The sequence below is a fragment of the Halobacillus alkaliphilus genome, from assembly GCF_900113125.1.
In the GTDB taxonomy this organism is placed as follows: Bacteria; Bacillota; Bacilli; order Bacillales; family Halobacillaceae; genus Halobacillus; species Halobacillus alkaliphilus.
This window is the reverse complement of record NZ_FOOG01000024.1, coordinates 32233-58715: the sequence shown is the minus strand read 5'-3', so window position 1 is coordinate 58715 and position 26483 is coordinate 32233. Positions and strand designations below refer to the sequence as shown.

20 protein-coding genes are annotated in these 26483 nt (G+C 41.5%); 13 read left to right on the top strand and 7 right to left on the bottom strand.

Annotated features, from left to right (window positions below; genetic code table 11):
• The first annotated feature begins 557 nt into the window (after nucleotides 1-557).
• Complete coding sequence (locus tag BMZ06_RS13140; protein ID WP_089752458.1) at nucleotides 558-1253, top strand: hypothetical protein; 696 nt, start codon at nucleotides 558-560, stop codon at nucleotides 1251-1253.
• A 228-nt stretch (nucleotides 1254-1481) separates the two neighbouring features.
• Here BMZ06_RS13140 and BMZ06_RS13135 read toward each other — a convergent pair whose 3' ends face one another.
• Complete coding sequence (locus BMZ06_RS13135; protein ID WP_089752456.1) at nucleotides 1482-2633, bottom strand: S1C family serine protease; 1152 nt, start codon at nucleotides 2631-2633, stop codon at nucleotides 1482-1484.
• Nucleotides 2634-2826: 193 nt separating this feature from the next.
• Here BMZ06_RS13135 and BMZ06_RS13130 point away from each other — a divergent pair, with 193 nt between their 5' ends.
• The 3 genes from BMZ06_RS13130 to BMZ06_RS13120 all read left to right on the top strand — a co-directional run bounded on the left by BMZ06_RS13130 (nucleotide 2827) and on the right by BMZ06_RS13120 (nucleotide 5434).
• Nucleotides 2827-3519, top strand: a complete 693-nt coding sequence (locus BMZ06_RS13130) for a response regulator transcription factor (RefSeq protein WP_089752454.1) — start codon at nucleotides 2827-2829, stop codon at nucleotides 3517-3519.
• A complete protein-coding gene (locus BMZ06_RS13125; protein ID WP_089752452.1) occupies nucleotides 3516-4847 on the top strand; it encodes a sensor histidine kinase in 1332 nt (443 codons plus the stop codon). Before BMZ06_RS13130 ends, BMZ06_RS13125 begins: the two co-directional genes overlap by 4 nt.
• 65 nt (nucleotides 4848-4912) lie before the next feature.
• Nucleotides 4913-5434, top strand: coding sequence for an acyl-CoA thioesterase (locus BMZ06_RS13120; protein WP_089752450.1), 522 nt, complete (start codon nucleotides 4913-4915; stop codon nucleotides 5432-5434).
• A 49-nt stretch (nucleotides 5435-5483) separates the two neighbouring features.
• On the opposite strand, the gene BMZ06_RS13115 is transcribed toward BMZ06_RS13120, so the two are convergent.
• From BMZ06_RS13115 to BMZ06_RS13105, 3 genes are all read right to left on the bottom strand, one after another.
• Entirely contained in the window at nucleotides 5484-6203 is a 720-nt protein-coding gene (locus BMZ06_RS13115) for an ABC transporter ATP-binding protein (protein ID WP_089752448.1), read from the bottom strand.
• 1 nt (nucleotide 6204) lies between these two features.
• Nucleotides 6205-7815, bottom strand: coding sequence for an ABC transporter permease (locus BMZ06_RS13110; protein WP_089752460.1), 1611 nt, complete (start codon nucleotides 7813-7815; stop codon nucleotides 6205-6207).
• Between the two features lie 198 nt (nucleotides 7816-8013).
• Nucleotides 8014-9138: a Fe(3+) ABC transporter substrate-binding protein gene (locus BMZ06_RS13105; protein WP_089752446.1), complete on the bottom strand. Its 1125-nt coding sequence runs from the start codon at nucleotides 9136-9138 to the stop codon at nucleotides 8014-8016.
• A 340-nt stretch (nucleotides 9139-9478) separates the two neighbouring features.
• Here BMZ06_RS13105 and BMZ06_RS13100 point away from each other — a divergent pair, with 340 nt between their 5' ends.
• From BMZ06_RS13100 to BMZ06_RS13080, 6 genes are all read left to right on the top strand, one after another.
• Complete coding sequence (locus BMZ06_RS13100) at nucleotides 9479-10918, top strand: alanine/glycine:cation symporter family protein (protein WP_089752444.1); 1440 nt, start codon at nucleotides 9479-9481, stop codon at nucleotides 10916-10918.
• A gap of 139 nt (nucleotides 10919-11057) precedes the next feature.
• Nucleotides 11058-12956 (top strand): ABC-F family ATP-binding cassette domain-containing protein, encoded by a 1899-nt coding sequence (locus tag BMZ06_RS13095; protein ID WP_089752442.1) that lies wholly within the window; start codon nucleotides 11058-11060, stop codon nucleotides 12954-12956.
• A gap of 101 nt (nucleotides 12957-13057) precedes the next feature.
• The gene (locus tag BMZ06_RS13090) at nucleotides 13058-14305 is read left to right on the top strand and encodes an aminopeptidase (RefSeq protein ID WP_089752441.1); all 1248 of its coding nucleotides are present in this window, start codon (nucleotides 13058-13060) and stop codon (nucleotides 14303-14305) included.
• A gap of 987 nt (nucleotides 14306-15292) precedes the next feature.
• Nucleotides 15293-16771, top strand: a complete 1479-nt coding sequence (locus BMZ06_RS13085; protein ID WP_245756010.1) for a phytoene desaturase family protein — start codon at nucleotides 15293-15295, stop codon at nucleotides 16769-16771.
• A gap of 63 nt (nucleotides 16772-16834) precedes the next feature.
• Nucleotides 16835-17008, top strand: a complete 174-nt coding sequence (locus BMZ06_RS20750; RefSeq protein ID WP_175477884.1) for a hypothetical protein — start codon at nucleotides 16835-16837, stop codon at nucleotides 17006-17008.
• 156 nt (nucleotides 17009-17164) lie between these two features.
• Nucleotides 17165-18691 carry a BCCT family transporter gene (locus tag BMZ06_RS13080; RefSeq protein WP_089752439.1) on the top strand — a complete coding sequence of 509 codons (1527 nt, stop codon included), beginning with the start codon at nucleotides 17165-17167 and terminating at the stop codon, nucleotides 18689-18691.
• 41 nt (nucleotides 18692-18732) lie between these two features.
• Here BMZ06_RS13080 and kynB read toward each other — a convergent pair whose 3' ends face one another.
• The 3 genes from kynB to recQ are packed head-to-tail and all read right to left on the bottom strand — an operon-like array spanning nucleotide 18733 to nucleotide 22812.
• Nucleotides 18733-19353, bottom strand: coding sequence for an arylformamidase (kynB, locus tag BMZ06_RS13075; protein WP_089752438.1), 621 nt, complete (start codon nucleotides 19351-19353; stop codon nucleotides 18733-18735).
• 10 nt (nucleotides 19354-19363) lie between these two features.
• Entirely contained in the window at nucleotides 19364-20644 is a 1281-nt protein-coding gene (kynU, locus tag BMZ06_RS13070; protein ID WP_089752437.1) for a kynureninase, read from the bottom strand.
• 26 nt (nucleotides 20645-20670) lie between these two features.
• The gene (gene recQ, locus BMZ06_RS13065) at nucleotides 20671-22812 is read right to left on the bottom strand and encodes a DNA helicase RecQ (RefSeq protein ID WP_089752436.1); all 2142 of its coding nucleotides are present in this window, start codon (nucleotides 22810-22812) and stop codon (nucleotides 20671-20673) included.
• A gap of 161 nt (nucleotides 22813-22973) precedes the next feature.
• Between recQ and BMZ06_RS13060 the strand changes: the two genes are divergently transcribed.
• From BMZ06_RS13060 to BMZ06_RS13050, 3 genes are all read left to right on the top strand, one after another.
• Entirely contained in the window at nucleotides 22974-23909 is a 936-nt protein-coding gene (locus tag BMZ06_RS13060) for an NADP-dependent oxidoreductase (RefSeq protein ID WP_089752435.1), read from the top strand.
• Nucleotides 23910-24047: 138 nt separating this feature from the next.
• The gene (locus BMZ06_RS13055; protein WP_089752434.1) at nucleotides 24048-25508 is read left to right on the top strand and encodes a circularly permuted type 2 ATP-grasp protein; all 1461 of its coding nucleotides are present in this window, start codon (nucleotides 24048-24050) and stop codon (nucleotides 25506-25508) included.
• Entirely contained in the window at nucleotides 25501-26463 is a 963-nt protein-coding gene (locus BMZ06_RS13050; RefSeq protein WP_089752433.1) for an alpha-E domain-containing protein, read from the top strand. Before BMZ06_RS13055 ends, BMZ06_RS13050 begins: the two co-directional genes overlap by 8 nt.
• Nucleotides 26464-26483: the final 20 nt, after the last annotated feature.

Sequence of the window (26483 nt, the reverse complement as noted above, 5' to 3'; positions counted from 1 at the left end):
CTATTATCGTCTGTCGTCAGCCTCGAAGAAGTGGCTGAATCGAATTGACTGGTATGTTTTGAAACGTCTAGCTCTGTTTAACAACAAGAAAAGACAGCGCCGAAATCTTCATGGTCATTTGGAGGAAGTAAAGAAACAAACCCAGTATCAACTGGTGTGCTTAGCCAAGTAGGGTAACCGTAATGCCAAAGAAAGAAGAACATCGGAAAGCCGTATGAGGGAGAACCTCACGTACGGTTTGATGAGGGGGAGCTGAAAGTAAAAGGGGAGAAATCCCTTTTGAAATCAGTTCTCTACTCTACCACGGAAAGCGAAATCGTCCCCCGGAGGACCTAATTTCCACAAAAGTCTCGAAATCGAGTCTTCTAGTAACGGGAGCTTTTTTGTAACAATCAATATTGAGGTATAACCGTTCTTATATTCGAGGAATAATAGTCTAAGTTAGTGACGTGTAGTAATGGTAAATGTTTAGTGTTTTTTACTTGGCTTCCGTATAAATTGTACTAGTTTATGGATATAGTAGAGAGTGAGAATAGTAACATAAAGGGGGTGGAATTGTGGAGAAACACAGCATAGATCATAATTCAGAATTCTATAACATTCCTATTAAACCCTTTTCTTCAAACGAAGAACATGAGGCGATGCCCGCGTCAGGTAGGACACGTACATTAGACGATTATATAAATGGGTTAAAAAGACAGAAACAGGTGAATCGTGACAAAATCAATGAACTATCAAGCAGAAATGAAGAGCTGCATAGAAAAATTCAAACCTTAAAGCAAGCAGCACGTACTAATTATATAAACCAGCCAAGGATTCAATATTTTTCTGAAACAAACCTCATACAAAATGAAGGTAAAATTCAGACCAACGATGATTTGAACACTATCATTCAAAATAGAGTATATGAAGCTGGACTTTCTCCTTCAATGGCAGGGAGTATTGGATTGATAAGGTCCTTGGAAAGCCTGGAAGATGAGGGTCCTCCAGAATATGATGGGATATACAGCATCATTGCGGAAGAATCGCAAGTCAACACTGACCGAACAATACTACTAAAAGAAGGAATGTATGCAGCTGTTTATACTAGAAATAGTATTAAAACCTCTTTATATGAAGAATTATTAGAGTATGTGAAAAAGAGAGGGTATTATCCTGAAGGTCCCTTTCTTATCCGTCAGCTTGTGGATGCATTCATAACTGCTAATGAAGATGAGCTAATGAGTGAAGTGCGAATTCGAGTGAGAAAATAAGAAGAAGTATGAAGACATATAAACCGCTGCCCCGTAGGCTAGTGGTTTTTTTGTTATCAGAACAATAAAAAAAGGGTATCCACGAGCGATCGATGGATACCCTTACAAGAGAGAGGTTTTTATGGTTTTTGAAAATAGTTAGCATGCCTGGTGGTAAGAACGACAACTACCTCAGAAGTGCCGGGCTAAGTCCACTTCCTTCAATTGTCTCCCACCGGAATTATTATCTTATTGGGAAGAAAGTTTAAGTTCTACTTTCATAGGTTCTCCGTCTCGGTAAACTGTTAGCTCAACAGTTTCGCCATCTTTTACATCGTTATAAAGGAATTGACGCAGATCCATAAGGGAATCAATCTTATTGCCATCAATTTCAGTAATTACATCGTATTGACTTAGGTTTGCTTTCTGAGCAGGAGAGTTCTCAGCAACTGCCTGGACAATAACGCCTTTAGATACATCAGCAGGCAGGTTTAGATCTCTCTGCAGAATAGATCCGGGAACTTGGCTTAGATCTTGAAGAGATACACCCATGTAAGGGCGTTTTACTTCACCATTTGTCTCTAGATCTTTAATGACTGGTTTAGCTACGTTCATCGGGATAGAGAAGCCAATACCTTCGACTTCTTCTTTAGCGATTTTCATAGAATTGATACCTATGACTTCACCTTGCAGGTTAACGAGAGCACCACCGCTGTTCCCCGGGTTAATCGCTGCGTCCGTTTGAATAACTTCGGTTTGCCAGTCGGGCTGTTGGTCTCCATTAAGATCTACAGGGATATTTCTCTCGAGACCACTGACAATACCTTTCGTTGCGGAACCTGCGAATTCCATGCCAAGTGGGTTACCTATGGCTATGGCTGTTTGTCCGACCTCTACGTCTTCTGCTTTAGCTAAGTCGGCAACCTTTTTGACATGTTCGCTATCTATTTGTAAAACGGCTAGGTCTGTTAATGGGTCACTGCCTTTGAGTTCGGCTTCTACCTTTTTACCGCCGCTTATGACAACTTCCAGACTGTTAGCCTGTTCTACCACGTGGTGGTTAGTTACGACATAAGCTTGATCACCATCTTTTTTGTAAATGACCCCAGACCCTGTGCCGGCTTTTTGAGTTCCTTGAGGTGTTTCCTTCATGTTGCTGACACCAACTACTGCTTCAGATGCCTCGTTGATTGCCTGGGTAGTAGCGCTTTGAGACTCACCCAGGTTCAATTCATCAGCTTGGGCAGTAGGCTTGTCTGTATTAACGTTTATTGAAACGCCTTTCCATTGAAAAACTGTGGTTACTATGAAAACAGCTATAATAGCTCCTAATACACCAAATGCTAATCCTGTACGTTTATAACTACGCTTGGCTTGTTTTTTTTGTTCTTCGTCCATCATTTTATGCAATAACCTCCCTTAAAGGAATAAGTACTGCTGACTAATTCGTGCTGCGTTTCTTTGTACAATTCTTATTCTACGACTCATATACGGAATGATTTTGGAGAAAATGTGGAAAAAGTGTGTAAAACGAGAGGAGAGTATAAAAATATGAGATGATAGAGAAAACCTGAACTTTAGGAGGGTGGTCCGAGTGAATCAATTCGTTGGATTGGTAGAAGATGATCCGAATATAAGAGATATAGTAGAAGGATATTTAAAAAAAGAGGGCCTGAAAGTAACAGCAGTTGAGACAGCAGAGCAAGCGTGGGAAATATTTGAAAGTAAATCGCCTGATCTATGGGTTCTGGACATTATGCTTCCTGGGATGGATGGCTATGAATTCTGTAAAAAAGTAAGAGAGAGCTCCCAGGTCCCGATTATTATTATTTCAGCTAAGGATGAAGAGGTAGATAAAATCCTTGGATTAGAACTTGGCGGAGATGATTATTTGACTAAGCCTTTCAGTCCTAGGGAGCTTGTGGCAAGAGTGAAGCGTCACTTGAAACGTTGGGAAGTGATGCAGCCGGAGTCCCATTCGAATGAAGGGAGAATTGAAAGTGGAGAGCTCCTTCTAAATGAAGACGAGAGGAGAGCTTACTTTCAGAGCGAAGAAGTAGAGGTAACAACCAAGGAATTTGAAATGCTCAAGATACTGGCTTCTCAAGAAAATCGGGCTTTTTCTCGTGAGGAATTACTAGTCAGGGTATGGGGAGAAGACTACTTTGGCAGTGACAGAGCTGTTGATGACCTTGTAAAACGATTACGTAAAAAGATGAAGCAGCTTCCCCTCGAAACGGTATGGGGATATGGCTATCGGCTACGGGATAAAGGGCAGTCCTCATGAAACTCCTTTATCAATTGAATGCAGCATTTACTGCTTTAATTATCATCATCATGTCAATTACCGCTTTTTTCATCTACTCTCTTCTAATGGACATGCTGATTCAGGATGAACAAAGACAGCTAAAAGCGAGAGCAGAACTGTTAATTGATATTATTAACGAAGAAGATGCTTCCAGGAGTCCGCAAGTTTCTCAGCTTCTTCAGGATCGAAATTATCCTATCCTATTATTCAACCGTAGGGAAAATACTATATTATTTCGAACGATGCCGCCTCAAATAGCACAAACCTGGATGGCCGAATACGAAAGTGAATTGAAGAACCAGGAAGTTTGGGACAGCGGGGGAGAAAAGTACGTTGTCTATGACTTTCCGTTATCAGTAGAAAGTGATGAAGTACTAGTGATGGCGACACCGCTCAATGATTTGCAGGCCGTGCAGTCAGTATTCGCTTTTCGTATGGTTGTCGTTTTCTTAATTGGACTGGTTCTTGCTATTGTAGTCAGCTACTTCCTGACTCGGAGACTGGTGACACCGCTAACGAAGTTAAAACAAGAAGTCAAAAAAATTGAGAAACGGCAATTTAAGGATGTGCGCTCTGTAGAAGCAACTGGTGAAATTAAAGAAGTAGAACAAAGTGTTCGTCACATGGCAGAAGAACTGGCCCGCTATATACACTCTCAGAAGCAATTCTTTCAAAATGCTTCTCATGAACTGAAAACACCGCTGATGTCTATTCAAGGCTATGCGGAAGGGATCCGTGATGGTGTGTTCGAGGGAGAAGCCGCCGAAAAAGGGTTGAATGTGATAGTCAGTGAGACGGATCGGTTGAAAAAAATAGTAAATGAAATGATTCTGCTCGCCAAATTGGACAGCAGTGAGGATGTATATCATCCTGAGCGCACCGAGATTATCGAACTAGTGCATCAGGCAAAGGATAGGCTCTTGCCGTTAGCTCAGGAAAAAGGCGTGGAAATTGAGGTAGAGACCAATGATTTATTTTACTCTAAGGTAGATCAGGAGAGAGTACTGCAAGCCTTTATAAATATCTTAAGTAATGCTATTCGCCATGCTCAAAGTCAAATTCAAATACACTCGTTCATAGACGAGAAAGGTCTTCGAGTCCACGTAAGTGATGATGGAGAAGGGATTCCTGAAGAACTCCTGCCCCAATTATTTGAACGTTTCATTAAGGGAAAAGAAGGGGAAACAGGATTGGGTCTGGCTATATCGAGAGCCATTATTGAACGAAGCGGTGGGAAAATAAGAGCCGCAAACAACCCGGAGCGGCCGGGGGCCTTATTCGAAATCCACTTGCCGCCTGCCGATTGATTTTAGACGTTCATGGTATACTATCATCAGAGAACGATTCCATATAAAAAAAGGAGACGAAACTAATGGACGCAAAACCATGTATTGATTCACTTACTGTTAAAAGCTCGCATGTACTTCCTCCTGACACGAATAGTCACGGAACTTTATTTGGAGGCAGGCTGATGGCCTACATTGATGATGTAGCTGCTATCGCTGCGGTGCGACACTGCAGAAAGCCGGTCGTAACAGCTTCAACAGATTCTGTTGACTTTCTCCAGCCGGTTCAAGAAGGGGACACGATCTGTGTAGAGGCTTTTGTTACTTACACTCATAACACCTCCATGGAAGTGTTTGTCAAAGCGACAACAGAGAATTTACTTTCAGGTGACCGTAAAGTTTGTACCACAGCCTTTCTATCGATGGTTGCGATAGACGACAACAACCAGCCTTCCACAGTACCAGGTGTCTATCCCGAAACAGAAGAAGAACAGTGGCTGCATGACGGAGCGAAGAGACGTCATGAATACCGTAAAGAAAGACGGAAAGAATCGAAAGAACTTGCGGAGAAATTCGGTACTAAATTGCCTTGGAAAAGAAATAGATAAGTAAAAAAACGCTGCCGTGTTGAACGGCAGCGTTTTTGTATGGAAGGGTCTAGGTAATATTGACGAACTCTTTCTGATTGGCTTTTTGATCGTAACGTGATGTACAAATGGAGTTCCAGTCGTGGGCTGCTCCATCTCTCATCGTTATAATACGATCTGCTATAGCTCTTGAATCTTCACGATCATGGGTTACAAAAATGGAAGTGATCCCTGTCTTCTTAATAATTTCTTTCAATTCATTGCGGATCTTAATTTGTAGATCCGCGTCCAAGTTGCTGAAAGGTTCATCCAGAAGCAGTAAAGAAGGTTTAGGAGCAAGTGCTCGCGCCAGAGCAATTCGCTGCTGCTGACCACCGCTTAATTCATGCGGATACCGCTTGGCGTAGCTTTCCATATTAACGAGCTCGAGAACCTCCTGAACTCGTTTTTTCTTAGCTTTCCGCCCAAAACCTTTCAGTCCAAACTGAATATTTTCGCTCACATTCATATGAGGGAAGAGAGCATAGTCCTGAAATACCATACCAATACCGCGCTTTTCAGGTAATATAAAACGGCGATCATCGGTCATCACTTGATTATTGATTTCAATTTTTCCGCAGCTTGGGGTTTCCAGTCCGCAAAGTAATCGCAGTATTGTACTTTTACCGCTGCCGCTCTCTCCAAGAATCGAGATTATTTCACCTTGTTCAATTGTTAAATTGAAATTTTGTATGGTATTATTTTTTGAATTTCCATAGCTAAAGCAAAGGTCTTCGATTTGGATAAACATATCAATTTGGCTCCTTTTCTAATACTTGATGGAAAATATAGATAGCAATCCCGCTAATAAGAACGATTATAATAGAGGCGAGCGAAGCTTCATGGATTTGTTCATCGCTGGCGTATTGAAAGGCCTTAGTAGATAAGGTATCAAAGTTAAAGGGTCTTAAAATCAGAGTTAAAGGGAGTTCTTTTAATATTTCAATAAAAGCAAGAATAAATCCGCTGATTAGTGGACCTTTAACCATACGAAGGTCTACTTTAAAGAAGGTTTTGGTTAAATTCATTCCGAGCATACGGGAAGCTTCCGTAAATTTGTTGCCGATTTTATCAAAGCCAGACTCCATCGAGTTATATCCAATGGCAAGAAAGCGAATTACATAGGCGGAAACCAACATGAACAAGCTGGTACTTAAGAATAGGGTAGATTCCATACCAATGGATTCATAGAAATTAAACAACAAGTTATCAATCTGGATGAAAACGGTGCTTATTCCAACTGCGATGACTGCACCTGGGATTGAGTAACCTAGTATGGTAACTCGTGCGGCTGACTTAGAAAGGATACTCTGGTGCATTCGTGAAAAGTTCGCAATGATCACAGCAAATATAATTATGGCAGTTGCCCCTGTAAAGGAAACGAGGAGCGAGTTCCAAATGAGCTGCATAAACTGAGGGGATGCAATTTTATCAAATGTTAAGAACATCCAATCGACTAACTGAATAAACGGAATCAAAAACCCAAGTAAAAATATGATCAGACTATAACTGAAAGCAGACCATGCTTTAGCTCCTTTAAGCTTTATTGGAGTCAGCGGCCTCACTTTAGCTTGAGAATAGCTGTATTTTTTACGGCCTCTTAGCACTTTTTCGAGAATTAGGATACCAAACACAATAAACATGAGAGTAGCAGATAGTTTAATAGCTGAGTTCAAGTCGTTCATTCCAAACCACGTCTGGAAAATCGCTGTACTGAAAGTAGGAATTCCAAAGTATTGCACAACACCGTAATCATTCAGTACTTCCAAAAGCACAAGACTTACGCCTCCAACAATTGCACTTCGTGAGATCGGAAGCACAACACGGAAAAAAATTTCCCAGGGACTCCTCCCGAGCAGCCGGGCATTCTCAACTAGAGAAGCAGATTGATTCATTAAAAAACCTCTTGTGATAGTGTAAACATAGGGAAACAGAAAGAGGGTAAAAATAAAAACGGCTCCTGGAAGAGTTAATATATCAAAGTAGGATTGATTGACTTCCCATCCTAATTGATTTCGAATAGTTGACTGGATGACTCCCGTATAATTTAGAATGCCATTGTACGTGTATCCTGCGATATATGGCGGGATAGCTAAAGGAAGAATAAGCCCCCATTTAAAGAATTTTTTCATAGGAAAATCATAAGCTGAGACCAGCCAGGCTAAGCTCGTTCCAATTAAAATTGTGAGGATTCCTGTAAATATGATTAGCAAACTTGTATTTTTAAGCAGGTCTGGAAGAATAAACTCCTGAATGTGAGCCCAGTTATCGGCTTCTTGAGTAAAAAAGTTAATTAGAATAGTTAGGTTTGGAAGCAAGATGAGTATGACAATGATCAAGCTAAACAGAGACCATATGTTCATATACCCAGGCAGCTTACGGAACAGCTTCAATCGGGACACGTCCTTTAGGGCATGGTTGAGTTCAATCCTCAATCCGCCAGACAGCCTTGTGTCTAGTCGATTCAAGAGTGAACACCTATAAAGATGATAACAGTTCTCAATTGTTTTGTATATATACCAAGTGCCGTACTCTAAGAGTACGGCACTTGGGCATTGGTATTACTTCCAGCCTACTTCGTTCATAATTTTAATTGCTTTATCGTTGTTTTCACCAAGCTTAGAAAGATTAATGTCCTGCTCTTTAAATTCTCCCCAGCTCTTAAGAAGCTCGGATGGCTCTACATCTGGATTCACAGGGTATTCATAGTTAGCTTCTGCGAATTGTTTCTGCGCTTCTTCTGTCGTCAGAAATTCCATGAATTTCTGCGCATTTTCTTTATTTTTACTGCTGGCTGTCATCCCGATTCCACTGATATTAACGTGTGTACCTGTTGAATCCTGGTTAGGGAAGATAACGCCAAGTTGTTCTCCAACCTTCACTTCTTCTGGATCCTCAGAGTTCAGAAGTTTTCCAAGGTAGTAAGTGTTCATAACTGCTACGTCACCTTCGCCTGCTGCAACAGCTTTAGCTTGGTCACGGTCACCGCCTTTTGGTTCGCGTGCCATGTTATCAACGATCCCCTGTGCCCATTCTTTTGCTTTCTCTTCTCCTTCTAAAGCAATCATAGAAGCAAGAAGAGACTGATTATAAATGTTAGAAGAAGAGCGAATCAGCACTTTATCCTGGAATTGATCTTTTGTAAGATCCATGTAAGTTTGAATATCTTCCTCATTTACACGCTCTTTATGGTAGGCAATAACTCTCGCTCTTTTTGTAAGTCCAAACCATTGACCTTCTTGATCACGAAGTTTCTCAGGAATATTCTCATTTAGAACATCACTGTTAACTTCCTGCAGGAGATCTTGTGATTTTGCTCTGTATAAACGTCCTGCATCAGCTGTCATTAACAAGTCAGCTTCAGAAGCCTTTCCTTCACGATCGAGACGTGCGATCAGTTCATCATCGTCGCCTTTAATTACATTAACTTTAATACCAGTTTGTTCTGTAAATGTATCATATAGCTCCTGATCAGTTTCGTAGTGACGGCCCGTGTATAAATTAACTTCGCCGCCCGATTCTGATTCTTGAGAAGCGTTCTCTTCAGAAGAACCTTCATTAGAAGAGCTCTCTTCAGTATCTTCATTTTCATTGGTAGAGCCTTCATCGTTACCGCTGCCGCATGCAGCTAAAGCAAAGATGGATACAATCAGAAGAATGCTTACTAAAAACCATTTGTTTTTCATATCCTTCACCTCGTATGTAATATATTGTTTTCTCTTATTGAAAATGATTTTCAATTCCAATTTCTATTGTAATGAAAATAATTCTCAAGTCAATAGAAATATCAATAACTACGTTGCTTCTTCATTTACTATAAAATCTCCAGCTTCTCTTTTTCCAAATCTACTTTCAATTACGAAAGATCACGTTTCGATATTTGTAAAAATATTTCATTTGAGTCTAACTGGGTTTATTGGTAGATTAATAGAGATGTATTAATTAGAAAGCGGTTTAGTTCTGCCTTATATTGGGAAATGTCCCATAATTGGCAATTATTTGAATAAACTATGGAGGTGGAGAAGCATGGGTGCTTTACTTGAAACCTTAAATACCTACATGTGGGGTTACATACTTGTGGCTACCCTGCTAGGGTGTGGGTTATGGTTTTCGATCAAACTTAATTTTGTGCAGTTCCGCTACATTCCAGAAATGATTAAGGTTCTGTTCGACAAGCGTTCAATCTCGGCAGCAGGGAAGAAAGGTACCTCACCATTCCAGGCATTTGCTATTAGTACGGCTTCCAGGGTGGGAACAGGTAACTTAGCTGGTGTAGCTGCTGCAATCACGGTGGGTGGACCAGGCGCTGTGTTTTGGATGTGGCTTGTTGCGATACTCGGAGGAGCCTCCGCCTTTATTGAGAGTACATTGGCGCAAATTTATAAGGTTCCTGATAAAGATCAATACCGGGGCGGTCCGGCTTATTATATGGAAAAAGGGCTGAAGAATCGTAAGCTAGGTATTCTTTTTGCTGTTACTATCACTTTTACTTATGGGCTGGTTTTTAGTTCTGTTCAATCGAATACGATCCGGCTTGCTTTTGAAAGGTCGTTTGATATTCAAAAATGGGTGATGGGTATAATCTTAACCTTGATTGTGGCATTAATTATATTCGGGGGCTTAAAGCGTATTGCTCAAGTTACTCAATATATTATTCCGATTATGGCAATTTTCTATATTATTCTGGCTGCATATGTGCTTTTCGTCAATCTTGGTCAAGTTCCGACTATGATTGGTCAAATCTTTCAAGGAGCCTTCGGGTTTAGAGAAATAGCCGGTGGTACTTTTGGCGGTATGATTCTGATAGGGATTAAGCGCGGGCTGTTCTCAAATGAAGCGGGAATGGGGAGTGCCCCTAACGCCGCCGCTACATCAGAAGTGACGCACCCAGTTAAACAGGGATTAATTCAGACCCTTGGAGTATTTACAGATACTTTACTTATCTGTAGCGCTACTGCCGTTATTATTCTCTTTGCAGGTGATTATGTAGGTACTGACCTTGATGGGATCCAACTCACTCAGTCGGCATTTGAATCTGAATTAGGAACATGGGCTTCGATCTTTATTGCGATCGCTATATTCTTATTTGCTTTCAGTTCCATCATTGGAAATTATTATTATGGTGAAACAAATATCGAGTTTATTAAATCCAGTTCATCTAATATTTTCATTTATCGTGTAGCTGTATTGTTTATGGTAATGTTTGGCGCGGTTGCAGAATTTGCTCTTGTCTGGTCGCTTGCAGATTTAACAATGGGTATTATGGCTTTAATTAACCTTTACGCCATTTTCCGATTATCCTCCGTGGCCTACGATGCACTTAAGGATTATAGGAAGCAGCGTATGGCAGGCGAAGATCCGGTCTTCTATCAGGATCACCTTCCAGGTGTTGAAGGAATGGAGTATTGGAGACGGGACCAGCCGATTGAAGCAGAGGAAACGGAAAGACAAGCTCAACAAAGATAAGGATTGCCCCAGGACTTCTAGAGTCCTGGGGTTTTTAGGTCCGTACAAGGAAGACCCTTCCCATATGAGCTTCACTCAGCACTCAGCTGAGTTCATGTGATATGATGGGGAAAGATTCGTGTGAAAAAGGATGAGCGTGATGAGTATTTTATCAATTGATCATATGAGCAAAAGTTTCGGAGATAAGGATTTATTTGAGGATATATCTTTTACCATAACCAATCAGCAGCGAATTGGGCTTATTGGAGTAAATGGTACAGGCAAATCTACTTTGCTGAAAATTTTAGCCAAACTGGAAACAGCGGACAGTGGGCAAATCGATCATGCTAAAGACTTTACGGTTGAGTATTTACCTCAAGATCCGGACCTGGTAGAGGATAAAACTGTGCTTGAACAGATTTATTACGGTGATTCAGACATAATGCGAGTAATGAGAAAGTATGAGAAGGTGATGCTTGAACTTTCTGAAAGTCCTGAAGACCCTGATGTTCAGCAGCGAATGTTGGATCTGCAGCAAAAAATGGAGGAGAAAAATGCCTGGGAAGCCAATACCGTGGCTAAGACTGTTCTCTCAAAGCTTGGAATCGAGTCGTACCAGAAACAGGTAAAAGACTTGTCCGGCGGTCAGAAAAAGCGAGTAGCTATCGCAAAAGCACTAATCCAGCCTGCCGATTTGCTGTTGCTGGATGAACCTACCAACCATTTAGACAATGAAACCATTGAATGGCTGGAGGAATACTTGGCCTCTTATAAGGGTGCATTGATGGTCATTACTCACGATAGATACTTCTTAAATCGAGTAACCAACTTAATTTATGAACTGGATAAAGGGAGTTTATATATTTATGAAGGAAACTACGAAACTTTCCTAGAGAAAAAGGCAGAACGTGAAGAGTGGGAACGCCAGGCTGAACAAAAGCACCGCAATACACTAAAAAGAGAATTAGCCTGGCTGAAAAGTGGTGTGAAAGCCCGTACGACCAAACAGAAGGCTAGAAAACAGCGTGTGGAAGCAATGAAGGATGAGACATTTGATACGCATAAAGAGCAAGTGGATATGGCCATCGGTTCGACAAGACTAGGAAATCAAGTCATTGAATTAGATGATGTATCCCTGGCCTTTGGGCCCCATCAAATTGTAGAGAATTTTAATTATCTCGTCTTACCAGGTGAGCGATTAGGGATTATAGGTGCTAATGGTTCTGGAAAAACGACGCTTTTAAATATTATGGCAGAAAGAATTAAACCGGATGCTGGTGAGGTAAAGGTTGGTTCAACTGTCAAGATTGGTTATTATACTCAGGACCACGAAGAACTGGACGAATCCCTTAAAGTTATCGAATATATTAAAGAAGTGGCCGAGGTAATTACTACGGCTGATGGTGATGAAGTATCTGCGGAGCAGATGCTCGAACGCTTTTTATTTCCGAGACCTCAGCAATGGACGTATATTAAGCGTCTATCAGGTGGAGAGCGCCGCAGGCTTTACCTGCTTCGCGTACTCATGAGTGAACCAAATGTGCTGTTTTTAGATGAGCCTACTAACGACTTAGATACAGAAACGCTTAGTGTACTAGAAGATTATCTGGACCAATTTCCGGGAGTCGTTATTACGGTTTCTCACGACCGCTACTTCCTCGACCGGACGATTGACAAGATCGTTGCATTTGAAGGGGAGAAAATCCGGCGTTTTTATGGAAACTACTCAGAGTATTTAGAGCAGCGCCGCGAGGAAGCGAAGGAAGAGGATAGTAAAAGAAAAAACTCCTCTGCCCAGGAAGCAACCAGAAGATCGAATAGAAAACGTAAACTCACCTATCGTGAAAAACAAGAATGGGAAACCATTGAAGACGAAATTGCCACTTTAGAAACTCAACTTGAGGAAGTGGAAGAAGAAATTTCAGCTGCTGCGAGTGACTTCGATAAGGTACAAGAGCTTTATAAAAAGCAAGAAGAATTGGAAAACAATTTAGAGGTAAAGATGGAGCGTTGGGAAGAACTTTCATTAATTGTGGAAGAAATCGAAAAGGATGGATAATACTAAGAGACCCGGACAGCCGGGTCTCTTATTGTGACATAGGAATGTAAATATGGAATAATGAATACGGATACAATTATTCGATAGGGAGGAAGTACAAGATGAGAATGCCAAGTCAAGATAAACTCGAAAAATATGCAGAACTGGCTTTAAAAACAGGGGTCAACTTACAAGAGCAGCAAAAATTAATGATTAACTCTACCATTGAAGGTGCTGAATTTACTCGTATTGTTGCAAGGAAAGCTTTTGAAATGGGGGCTGAGGATGTACATATTAATTGGAGTGACGATGAACTTACGCGTATGAAGTATGAACATGCATCGCAAGAGACATTATCCGAAGTTCCAGAATGGCAGCAGCAAAAGTTCACCTATTTTGCTGAACAAGGGGCTGCCATTCTTTCCATCCGTTCTACTGACCCTGATCTATTAAAAGGTATCGATGCAGGTAAAGTGGCAGCAGCTAATAAGGCAAGGTCAGAAGCAATGTCGACATTCAGAAATTACACGATGAATGACCGCCTCCAGTGGTCGATTGTAAGCATCCCAATTCCGGCTTGGGCCCAAAAGATTTTCCCGGGAGAAAGCGAAGAAACGGCTCAGGATAAATTATGGGAGCAGATCTTTAGTATTGTCCGCGTCGATCAGAAAGATCCGGTAGCTGCGTGGGAAGAGCACAATGAAACATTGATTAAAGCCCGAGAATATTTGAATAAAAAACAATACAGCAAGCTGGTGTATAAGGCACCTGGCACTGATTTAGAGGTAGCTCTTCCAAAAGGCCATATTTGGAAAGGCGGCCCTGCAACGACAGAGAAGGAAAATATTCAATTCAATCCAAATATGCCGACAGAGGAAGTGTTCACCGCTCCTCATAAATACGGAGTAGATGGTAAAGTAACATGTACGAAGCCTTTGAACTACGGAGGAAATGTAATTGATGGTTTTACTCTTACTTTTAAAGAGGGGAAAGTGACTGACTTTTCTGCTGAAGAAGGAGAAGAGACATTAAAGCATTTGCTTGATACGGATGAGGGTTCTCGTCGTTTGGGAGAATTGGCACTTGTACCTCATGAGTCACCAATTTCTCAGTCTGGATTAATATTCTACAACACGTTGTATGATGAAAATGCTTCGTGTCACTTAGCACTAGGAAAAGCCTATCCGAACAATATGACAGGCGGATCTGATATGAGTGAAGAGGAACTTGATCAAAATGGAATTAATCATAGTTTGTCTCATGTTGATTTTATGATGGGATCCGACAAACTGGATATTGATGGAATTATGGAAGATGGAAATAAAGAAGCTGTGATGCGCCAAGGCAGCTGGGCTATTTCCTTCGAATAAAAAGAAGCAGAGAAGACGACCGGTAAAGAGCCAGGTCGTCTTCTTTTTTTAACTACTTAAACAATGGCCTTATTAGCCCCAGTTGTTTTTACAGAAAAGCTCCCGTTTGTTTAAGACTCAGTTTCGAGGTAAATGGGTCCGTTACGAAAATGAGGATAAGGGTTGGTTGGAAAATAATTCGTCTTGTTCCATCACCAAGACACTCGAGACATAAGCCGTTCATCAACGGACGGAAAAACCACCCTCCTTTTGATGCTCGGCTTATGCTGTTCGTTTCTTTCGGGGGGATTCCACATTTGAACACTTTCCTGTGGCTCTATACGACGTAGGGTCGATCGCGACGTTGCCATAAGACGTGGCGACCTTAGTCGATCCTCCTCAATCGTTTCACTCCCTGTGGGGTCTCACCTAGATCCTTCTCCCACGGGAGTCTTATCATTTCCCCACCAACCCAACTATAATGTTGTGAACCGACCCTTCTTTAGAAGGGCGGGGGTTGAACTTAATCCTTTCTAAATCCAGTGGTATCAGGCCTTTTCTAACAAAACTTAGAGAAAACAGGAACTCATGACTTGATTTTCATATTTCCTAACCAAGTTATTTTTGCCAATGTTTCGAGCCTCTCAGTTCAGCAAGGTCCGGAGGGGGACGATGAAGACTCCTGTGGGATAAACATGATCGGTGAGACCCCGGAAGTCGAAGACTGAGGAGACTCAGCACATGCCCGCGGAAAGCGAATCGTCCCCCGCAGGACCTTCAGCATAATCAAATATCTCGAAATCGAGTCTTCAACTATTCCGCCCTATAGTGAAATAACTTTATTGTTTTAGTACCTTTGCGTTAGTTTTTTACAAGTTTTGTGAGAAGCGGATGTAAAAGAATACTTCATTCATTGGAAGTTAGAATCCCAAAGAATCTTCGATAGGCTCATGTTAATTTAAAATGAACAAAGAGAGGGAAAGGAGTAGGTAAAGGAAGGCGATGCCAATGAAGTATGATGTGTGTATAGTTGGAGCAGGTTTTGGAGGCCTTGCAGCAGCGGCAGAGTTGACTCGAAAAGGAATGAGTGTAGCTGTACTGGAAGCATCTAATGAGTTAGGCGGCAGTGCAGGCAAATATGAACGCCAGGGCTATCGATTTCAATCTGGAGCAACCGTCGGGATGGGATTCGAGCCGGGTGGTGTTTTTGACCGTTTGTATTCATCACTCGGTCTGGATAAACCTTCTATGAGATTATTGAATCCGATCATGGATATCCATATGCCTGATCGAACCATTCATTATTACAGTAAGCGAGAACAATGGTACAAAGAAATTGAATCTCAATTTCCTGAAGATGCCTCTAAGATTAAAGCGTTCTATGATGAAGTTTTCCGGGTGGGAGAAATGGTAGATGCTATGGTTGAGAAGCTTCCTGTCTTTCCACCGAAAACCTTGAGTGACTGGATCCGATTAACCCCCATGATCAGTCGCAATTCCATTCAATTACTTCCTTACATGAACCAGACCGTCTATGACCGATTGAAAAAATATAAACTTCACCAAAATCGCCTGTTTCAGATCTTTTTAAATGGAGAGTTGATGGACAGTGTCCAAACAAGCGTAGAAAGGTGTCCGGCTTTTCTGGGATTTACGGCACTGCAAACGTTCCATAAAGGTGCATTTGCTGTGCATGGAGGATTGGCTTCTGTAGCTGAACAATTATCTAAGTATATTAAAGAGAGTGGAAATGATGTGTTTTTACGTCATCCCGTACACTTAGTGGAAAAGAAGGGATCAGACTATCATTTGCAATCTAAACGAAACAAGGTTTTTAAAGCAGATTATGTCATTTTAAATAATTCTGTTCACAATTTGCATGATACATTATCGGAAGAATTAAGAAACAAATCCTACATTAAGCCAGAAAAAGAAAAATCAAGAGAAGCATGGGGAGCATTCATCATTCATGCGGGGGTTCACGAAGACGTTTTTAAAAATACCGATGTACTTTACCATCAATTTATCGACCCCAATCATCCTGACGATTTGCATGATGGAGGACAGTTCTTACTGTCCCTGTCAGATCCCTCTGATCATCAAATGGCGCCTGGAGGTATGCGCTCCTTGACGATTTCTACCCATACAAACGTGTCTCAGTGGTGGGAGAGTAAAGATTATGAGGCTGCAAAGCAGCAGATGAATCAACGATTGATTGAAACAGTAAACCATTACTTTCCGGGATTTATAGATGGTCTGGATCTTGTGTTACCCGGTTCACCGGTTACTTTTCAGAAGTGGTTACGCAGAGATCAGGGGAAAGTAGGGGGATATGCGCCTACCGGTAAGTACAGTTGGATCCGAAGCTATTCTATTCGTACAGGGATTAAAGGGATTTACCAATGCGGAGATACCGTTTTCCCAGGCGCTGGGACCCTTGGAGTAACCCTCTCCGGGTTAATGGCAGCCCAAGAACTTACAAGATGATTGAAGAAAGTGAATTATGGGAATGAAAAAGCATAAACACATTTACTGAGAGGAGTAGTGAGAATGCCAGGACCAGAAAACGAACTTCCAGGTTTTCAGGCAAACCCTAATGAGTTTGGAAAATGCAGCAATTGTGGTAAATTATTAACTTCTAAGAAAGAAGCCGAAATTAAGCTTTGTAAAGAATGTCAAAAGCGTCATAAGGATAAAAATATAGATTACGATGAAGCAGAGTAAGAACTGACCACGACAACACTGTCGTGGTCAATTTGTTTAGAGCCCCCCGATTACAATCATACGGCTAAAAGTTTAAACTTTACACCATAATAAGGATAGTGTTAGAGTATTTAATTGTGTTAAAAAGCATTCATCATAATATAAAGGAGTTCATCAATGAATAACAAACAAACAGGTCAAATTGATTGGCCGGTCTTCGGGATTAGTGGAGGAATTTTAGTACTCTTCGTGGTCGTTGCACTTATTGATATTAATTTAATAGAAACAATTGTTAACAAAAGCTTTGCCTGGTCAGCGAAATACTTTGGGGCTTTTTGGCAGGTTCTTATGCTTGCAACGTTTTTCGTAGGTATTGGGTTAGGTTTCTCTAAATATGGAAACATCAAAATGGGAAATATGGATAAGCCGGAAATTGGTCTTTACAAATGGTTGTCCATTATTATGGCTACCTTACTTGCTGGCGGAGGAGTATTCTGGGCAGCAGCTGAACCTATGTATCACTTCCTCACCGTTCCCCCTCATCAGTCAGGAATCGAAGCGGGGACGCAGGCAGCTATCAATCCCGCGCTTGCTCAAAGCTTTATGCACTGGGGCTTCTTAGCCTGGGCCATCCTCGGTACGATAAGTGCCGTTGTCATGATGTATGGACATTATCATAAAGGCATGCCGATGAAACCACGTACTCTCTTGTATCCGATTTTTGGTGAAAAGATCCGCCATAGCTGGTTCGGTACATTAATTGATGCGTTCTCTGTTATTGCTGTGGCCGCAGGTACTATTGGACCGATAGGTTTTCTTGGTTTGCAGGCAAGCTACGGACTACAGGAAATATTCGGTATTCCTAACCAGTTCAGTACTCAGTTCACCATTATTTTTGCTGTGGTATTAATTTCTACCATTTCCGCAGTAACGGGACTCTATAAAGGAATTCAATATCTAAGTAGCTTTAATGTTCGATTAGCAATTGGTTTAATGGTATTTATTGTGATCTTTGGACCTGGAGGATTTATCTTAAATCACTTTATCTCAGGTTTTGGTACTTATATTGATCGGTTTATTCCGATGAGTACCTTCCGCGGGGATACAGGCTGGTTATCCGGATGGACCGTCTTTTTCTGGGGCTGGTTTATTGGGTACGGACCAATGATGGCTATTCTTGTCAGCCGTATATCAAGAGGTCGGACGATCCGTGATATTATTATTGCAGTATCCGTATTTGCACCAGTTATTTCAACGTTCTGGTTCACCGTATTAGGCGGATCTGGAATATTCTTTGAACTAAACAATCCTGGCTCTGTATCTGATGCTCTCAATGCAGCAGGGAACCCGGCGGCCATGTTCGCTATTACAGAACAGTTTCCACTTGCCAGCATAATTTCACCGTTGTTTTTAATCTTAACTATTCTATTTGTTGTTACGACTAGTGATTCTATGTCTTATACGATTGCTATGGCCGTAACCGGTGAAGGCAACCCTCAAAGCTGGGTTCGTGTATTCTGGGCTGTGTTGATGGGCTCGGTAGCTGTTATTCTCCTCATTACAGGGAACAGCGGAATTACTCAGCTTCAGAACTTTATCGTTGTAACTGCTGTTCCAGTTTCGCTTCTTTTACTGCCAATGATTTGGCTGGCCCCTAAAGTGGCTAAGCAAATGGCAAAAGAACAAAATTTATTGAAAAAATAAGAAAAACTCGAGCGCATATGAAGACCATATGCGCTCGAGTTTTATTTTTGCCGTAAGATTGCTCGTACTGGGCTGCCATCTGCTTCTTCCATCCTTAATGGAAAAGCCATTAACTCATAAACACCCGGCGCTGCGTGATCGAGTTCCAAACCTTCTATAATCAAAATATCATGCTTATACAAGGAATGGTGAGCCGCAAGCTCTTTACTCTCCACAGGGTCCACCGATGGTGTATCAATTCCAATGAGGTCAATTCCCTGAGAATCTAAAAATTCAGCTGCATCACTGCTTATAACTGTATAATGTTCAGGAAATGCATTCCGATCGTTCCAGCTTGTCGTGCGGAATAAGAGCTTCGTTACACCCGTGTACTCAAAAGCACGAAGATCTTCTGCTTGAATGATGGTTTTCCCTTCCATATTCACGACGAGAGCATCACCGATAAAGCGTTCAGGCGGGAGTTCAGCTATTTTTAGTCCATTCTCATCATAGTGGTAAGGGGCATCCACGTGTGTGGCTGTGTGGTTGCTTGCTTTAAATTGTCCGATGTTAACTGAACCCGTTTCCTCCATCGTCATTGTGCGTTTGTAATGGAAAGGTTCATCTCCGGGCCAGGCCGGTGTCTCGTTGTTTAGTGGCATGGATATATCAATGAGTTTCATAAAATCCTCCTTAAGCAATTATATCCCTTTCATTTTTAAACTTTTTATAGGTTTCGTTAACCATAATTTCCTTTAAGATCATCATTACTTCATAGACTTCTTTGTAAGTAGTATAAAGTGCGACAGGAGCAAGCCGAATTACATCCGGAGCTCTGAAGTCGGGCACGACATTCTCTTTTTTAAGAGCTTTGCAAATGCTTGCTGCTTCTGAATGTACAAGACTAATATGGCCTCCGCGGCGCTCGTCCTCCAAGGGGGTGATGATCTGAAAACCTAATCCGTCGAGCTCCTGATAAATCAGGTCGAGCATCAGCCTTGTCATTTTCAGCGATTTGCAGCGTACATTTTTGATGTCGGCCTCCTGAAAGAGATCTAAAGAACCCAGAAGAGGAGCGGAACTCAAAATGTGCGGGGTTCCCATCTGGTAGGCACCTGCTGTTTCAGCATGGGTTAAGTCGTGAGACATGTCAAACTGCTTGTCTTTCTTTGAGCTGAACCACCCGGCAAGACCAGGTTTCTTTCCTAGATGCTTCTCATTTACATACAAACCTCCAACGCCGCCTGGCCCGCTGTTCAAATATTTATAGGTGCACCAGACCGCAAAGTCGACGCCCCAATCATCGAGATTATGGGGAAGAGCACCTATAGAGTGGGCTAAATCAAAGCCAACAATAATTCCTTGCTCATGGGCTGCCTTTGTAATCTTTTCAATATCCAGAAGCTGCCCGCTGCGATAAAGAACGGAAGGGAGAAGAAGGAGAGCGATATCGCTTCTCATCTCCTTAATGATATCCTCTTCTGACAACGTAGCCCCATTATCACTCTTTACTTGAATAAGGTGTTCATCTGGATCCATTCCATGGAGTTCCAATTGACTTTTTAAAGCATATATATCAGATGGAAAATTCAGTTCGTCGGCCAGGATTTTCGTCCGCTGCCCTTGCGGACGGTAAAATGTAGTCAGCAGCTGGTGAAGATTGGAAGTGATAGAACCAGTACTGATGACCTCATCAGGTTTGGCACCCAGCAGGGGAGCAGTTTTAGCTCCTAACTTTTCTGACATATAAAACCAGGGTTCTTGTCCATCTGTCCACCCGCCAATCGCATGGGTTTTCCAATCGTCAACAGAGGTAAGTAAAGCCTGCTCCGCTCTTTTGGAAAGTAGCCCTAATGAATTACCATCCATATAGAAGCGATTATCGTCTGTGTAGAACTCCTTTTTAAAGTTATGAAGCATATCGTTTTGATCGAGCTTTTCTGCCGTCTCTAATGTTATTTTAGGTTTTGTCATACTATCCCTCCGTGAAATAAAATGAATTACTTCATAAGTTCATGCTTGTTCAGTACCGCTTTAATCATGGAATACGTATAATCTTCGGGCAAAGCCTCTTTCAATGGCTTCAATTTTTTTTCTTCCATTTCTTCAAGTTGTTGAAGAATATTCTTCTCTTGCTCTTCGTTAAACCAGCGATCCCAATTCAGCTCCAGTCCCTCTTGGGCACTTCGGAACAAGTGGTTTTCTATCGTTTGCGAACTTAAACCGCGTTCTTTTGCAATTTCTCCGATTTCTTTGTGTTCTTCTTTCCACATCTCAAATGTAACCTGGTAACTTGGACGTTCATCATTCGAATCCTTTTTTCTAATAGAGATAGAAGGGCTTTTGTCAGGAACGGGCTTCGAATCCGTTTCCCTGGCCCATGGGCGAATGGTCTCCAAAAACGTTTCTCCATATTGCTCAAATTTCCGTTCTCCGACTCCCTTAACAGCTAACATCTCGTGTTTATTTTCAGGCAAATAAATGGTGAATTCTTTAAGTGTCGCATCAGAAAATATAACATATGGTGGAAGTCCTGCTTCATCTGCAATTGATTTTCGGATTTGCCGCAGTTCTTCAAAATAGTCTGCATTGTAGTTACTTTCGTGTTTAGCAGTGGTGGACTCCACGAGCATTTCCACTGGTTTATCCCCTTTGAGGACAGTAACGGATTCATCTGTCAGCTGTAGAGCAGGATAACGACCTTTTCCAGGAGTGAGATATCCTTCTGCCGTCAGAAAATGGATAAAGCGTGTTAATTCTTTCTCCGTATAGTTGGACATAATGCCATATGTTGAGAGAGTGTTAAACTTGAACTGTTTTACTTTCTGATCGGAAGACCCTTTCAGTACTTTAGCCGTTAAACCTGCACCGAAGCGTTCTCCCATTCTTTTAACGCAGGATAAAACCATCTGGGCTTCAAGGGTCATGTCCTGAACCTCACCTACGAGCGTACAGTTGGAACATTTACCACAAGGTTCTGAAGAAAATGGGTCTTCGAAATAATCGAGAATATACTGCTGCAGACAAGTATGGGTATGACAATAGTTAATCATAGCCTGAAGCTTGGCATATTCCTCTTTCTTTTTTTCTTCTGAAGGTGACTGGTCAATTAAAAAACGCTGGAGATTAATATCCTGACTGGAAAATAAAAGAGCACAGTCACCAGGCTCACCGTCCCGTCCCGCGCGTCCAGCTTCCTGGTAATAGGATTCGATATTCATAGGCATCGAATAATGGATTACATATCGCACGTTGGATTTATCGATCCCCATACCGAAAGCGTTGGTTGCAATAATTGTAGTAATTTCATCCTGGACAAAATCCACTTGAGCCTGTTTTCTCTGGTTTTCTGTCATCCCTGCATGATATTTTCCGGCAGAGAAGCCTTTATTAGATAAGTAGTGTTGTAAACTGTCCGCATCTTTTCTAGTAGCGGTGTAGATAATGCCGGATTCATTAGGGCGGGCTTTCAAATATTCTTCTACAAAATCCCTTTTATCCCGGCCTTTTATGATGCGGAATGATAAGTTGTCCCTCGCAAACCCTGTATTGACGATCGATTCATCCGGTACATCAATCAGCTGTTTAATATCCCGGATTACCTCTTGGGTAGCCGTAGCGGTGAGCGCCATTAAAACAGGTAAATTAGTGATCTGGTAAAGGGTCGGTACGATGGAACGATAACTGGGTCTGAAATCATGTCCCCACTGCGAAATACAGTGGGCTTCATCAAAGGCAATGAGAGATAAGGGAATGCTCTGAATCGTTGACAAAAACTGAGGGGAATCAAATCGTTCAGGAGCAACATAAACAAACTTATAACGCCCTTGTCTTAAATCCTGAAGACGCTGTCTCTGCTCACCTGCTGAAAGAGAGCTATTAATATAAGTTGCGGCAATTCCATAGGAATTCAGAGCATCAACCTGATCCTTCATTAAGGAAATAAGCGGGGAGATAATAATAGCTGTGCCCTCAAGACTTAAGCCTGGAATTTGATAGCATAACGACTTGCCCCCACCTGTAGGCATGACAGCCAATGTATTACGGTCGTGGAGTACATGACTGATCGCTTCTTTCTGTCCTTTCCGAAAAGAAGAATAGCCATAGTATTTTTGTAAAATTTCCTCAGCCTGCTGCATCATTATGATCATCCTTTTATGTGAAAAAATAGATAGGTGTAAATTCTATAAAAATTGTGTGGTTATGAGTACTGGAACCTTTCCTCATCTTATCACGTTTTATAATTTATTATAGGGGAAAACAGAGGGGTGTGTAACCTTTCATAAATAAGGAGTGTAACTTAATGAAAGCTATTGTAATTGAACAATATGGCGGTACTGACCAACTAATAGAGAAAGAAATAGATACCCCCGAACCAGAAGCGGGGCAGGTTTTAGTAGAAATGGAAGCAACTTCAATTAACCCGATTGATTGGAAGGTAAGAGAAGGCTATATGAAAGATATGCTGGACTTTGATTTTCCTATTATTATAGGCTGGGATGCAGCGGGGGTAATTAAAGAAGTTGGACAAGATGTGGATCAGTTCAAAGTAGGAGAACGAGTTTTTGCGCGTCCTGCTACCACTCGGTTGGGCACTTATGCTGAATACGCGGTAATTGATGAGGAACAACTGGCCCGCATTCCTGAGAATATCCCTTTTGACGAAGCAGCAGCGGTTCCTCTGGCAGGTATGACAGCTTGGCAATGTCTCGTGGACTTTGCTCAAATTAAAGAAGGGGACTGGGTGCTTATTCATGCAGGTTCCGGAGGTGTTGGCCATTACGCAATCCAGCTCGCTAAACAAATGGGTGCGTATGTAGCTACTACGGCCAGTGGCAAGAATCAGGACTGGGTAGAAGAGCTTGGTGTCGATCGTTTTATTAACTACAAACAAGAAGATTTCTCTGAGGTGCTCAGTGAAATAGATATCGTGCTCGACACACTAGGAGGAGAAAACCAGGAGAAAAGCTTTGGTATTCTGAAAGAAGGCGGACGTTTAGCTTCAATTGTTCAGCCTCCAGATGAAGAAAAAGCCAAGCAGCACGGAGTTAAAGCAGGATTTGTCTGGTTGGAACCGAACGGTGAGCGACTTTCTAAAATGGCAGAAATGATGGAAGAAGGACGGTTAACCTCTGTCATAGGAAATCGTTATAAACTTAGTGAAGAAGGAATAAGAAAAGCACATGAAGCCAGTGAAAGTCACCATGCTAAAGGAAAAATAGTTATTACTATGAAATAGGCTGAGCGAATATCCCGTCTCCCGCTATTAATTATAACAGCGGGAGACGTTTTTGTTTAAATTTTCTTACAATTTTTGTGTAGTTGCGGTAAACTTAGGGTAAGCAGTAAACATATCGTCAGAATGGAGGAGAATTTGTTGCTAAACCACTATAATACTGGAGTATTTTTTGACGAGATGATGGAGGACAATGGGAATCCTAAACGTCATTACAGATCTTTTTACCAATTAATGGAAAATTTTTCCGAAAAAGAGCTGCGTGAAAAACATGAAACGGCTCAGTTAAACTTCTTGAGGCAGGGAATTACATTTACAGTTTATAACCATACAGGAGGTACGGAACGAACGATGCCGTTCGATTTTGTGCCTATTATTATTCCTGAACCTCAATGGAATAAGGTAGAAGAAGGAATGAAGCAGCGAATAAAAGCCCTCAATTTGTTTTTAGAAGACATTTACCACGATCAAAAAATTATAGAAGCAGGTATAATACCTAGAGATCTAATTGAGAACAATCCTTATTATTACAATAAACAAATCGGGGGCGTAAACGTCCCTTTAAATAATCATGTATTTCTGGCAGGGGTAGACTTAATTAAGGATGAAAACGGGGATTACCGGGTTCTAGAGGATAACTTGCGAAACCCTTCAGGGATGTCTTATGTTTTTCAGAATCGATACGTGATGAGACAAGTCTACCCGGAATTATTCTTTGAACATTCAATTGAAACCCTTGAACACCAGGTTTCTGAACTTCACAAAGCAGTTATAAGCCACACCCCGCCAAATGCAGAGCCCCAATCTACCCCTACGGCAGTATTACTGACCCCGGGAATTTATAACTCAGCTTATTATGATCACGTATTTTTGGCGCAGCAAATGGGTATTGAGCTTGTAGAAGGAAGAGATTTAATTGTAAAAGATGACGTTGCTTATATGAAGACTATACGCGGATTAAAGAGAGTAGATATTATTTATAGACGCATTGATGATGATTTCCTTGATCCCGAGGCGTTTCGCCCGGATTCAGCTTTAGGGGTCTCCGGTTTACTCAGGGCTTACAAAAAAGGAAATGTTGCGATCTTAAATGGAATCGGGAATGGTGTCGCCGATGATAAGGCTATTTATGTCTATGTTCCTGATATGATCCGTTTTTATTTAGACGAAGAACCTATTATTCCTAATGTAGAAACCTACTTCCTAAGTGACCCTGAAAAACTTGAGTATGTTCTTGAAAACATTGATCAATTAGTTATAAAAAATGTCGGAGCTTCGGGTGGATATGATATGTTAATTGGTCCGCAATCAGAGCCGGAAGAACAGAATGAATTTAGAAGAAAAATTATTGAAGCTCCCCATCAATATATAGCCCAGCCGACGATCAAACTCTCAAGAGCTCCTGCATATCAGGAAGGGCGTTTTTATCCTTGTCATGTAGATTTGCGCGTGTTTGTAATGACTGGAGACTATACTCATGTCATTCCTGGAGGCTTATCGAGAGTAGCCCTTAAAGAAGGGTCGTTAGTGGTGAATTCATCACAAGGCGGCGGCGGAAAAGACACTTGGATTTTGTCGGAAGGAGGAGAGACTCATGCTTAGTCGTGTAGCAGACTCCTTATATTGGATGGCTCGTAATATTGAACGGGCGGAAAACAACTCCAGAGTTCTTAGTGTCCAGCTGATTCACATGCTGGAAGCATCTGATCAAGAGGTCATGGACCGTGATTGGGGTGAAGTCCTGGATATTTGTGCTTCTAAGCTTGATTATATGGATCGTTACGAACGTATTGACCGGGAAACGATTATTCAGTATTTGACTATTAGTCCGGTAAATGACAATTCGCTTATGAACAGCATGAATTATGCGAGAGAAAATGCAAGGGCTACAAGAGATATCATTCCCAACGAGTTATGGGAAATTCTCAATGAATTTCATCTAGCACAGAAAGATTGGCAGGAGCTGCCGAATACTAGGCAGCATACTCAGGAGTATCTGAAAAAGGTGAAAACGACTTCGATGACTGCACAAGGAATTATCGAATCAACGATGAGCCGGGGAATTCCTTATACATTCATAAAAGTCGGAAAATGGATCGAGCGTGCTGATAAAACCGCACGTGTCTTAAATGTCATCTGTGAAAAAAATAGGAAAGAATCTAGCTATGGAACGAATAATTATTATTATTGGCTGACAGCCCTTCAGTTTCTGCATGGATATGATGCATATATTAAAGAACATCCGCCTACGATGGAGTCGAGACATGTGCTTGACTTTATGATCAAGGAAAGATCATTTCCAAGATCCATTCGCTATTGCATGGATCACGTGATGGAAGCTGTTCAACGTCTTGAAGGTGGGAAGATATCTCATTATTCTAAAGATCTATTCCAAATGCTTGAAACAATACAGGAAGAAATAAAGGAAGCGGATATTGAACATATGGATATGGAGGAACTGATGAGTTTTCTGGATCATTTTCAGGATCGTTGTCTTACTGTCAGCCGGATGTTCTCTGAAACTTATTATCTGATTGAGCCCGTGCACGTGAGGTAGGTTATAATTAGCAGGAGGAA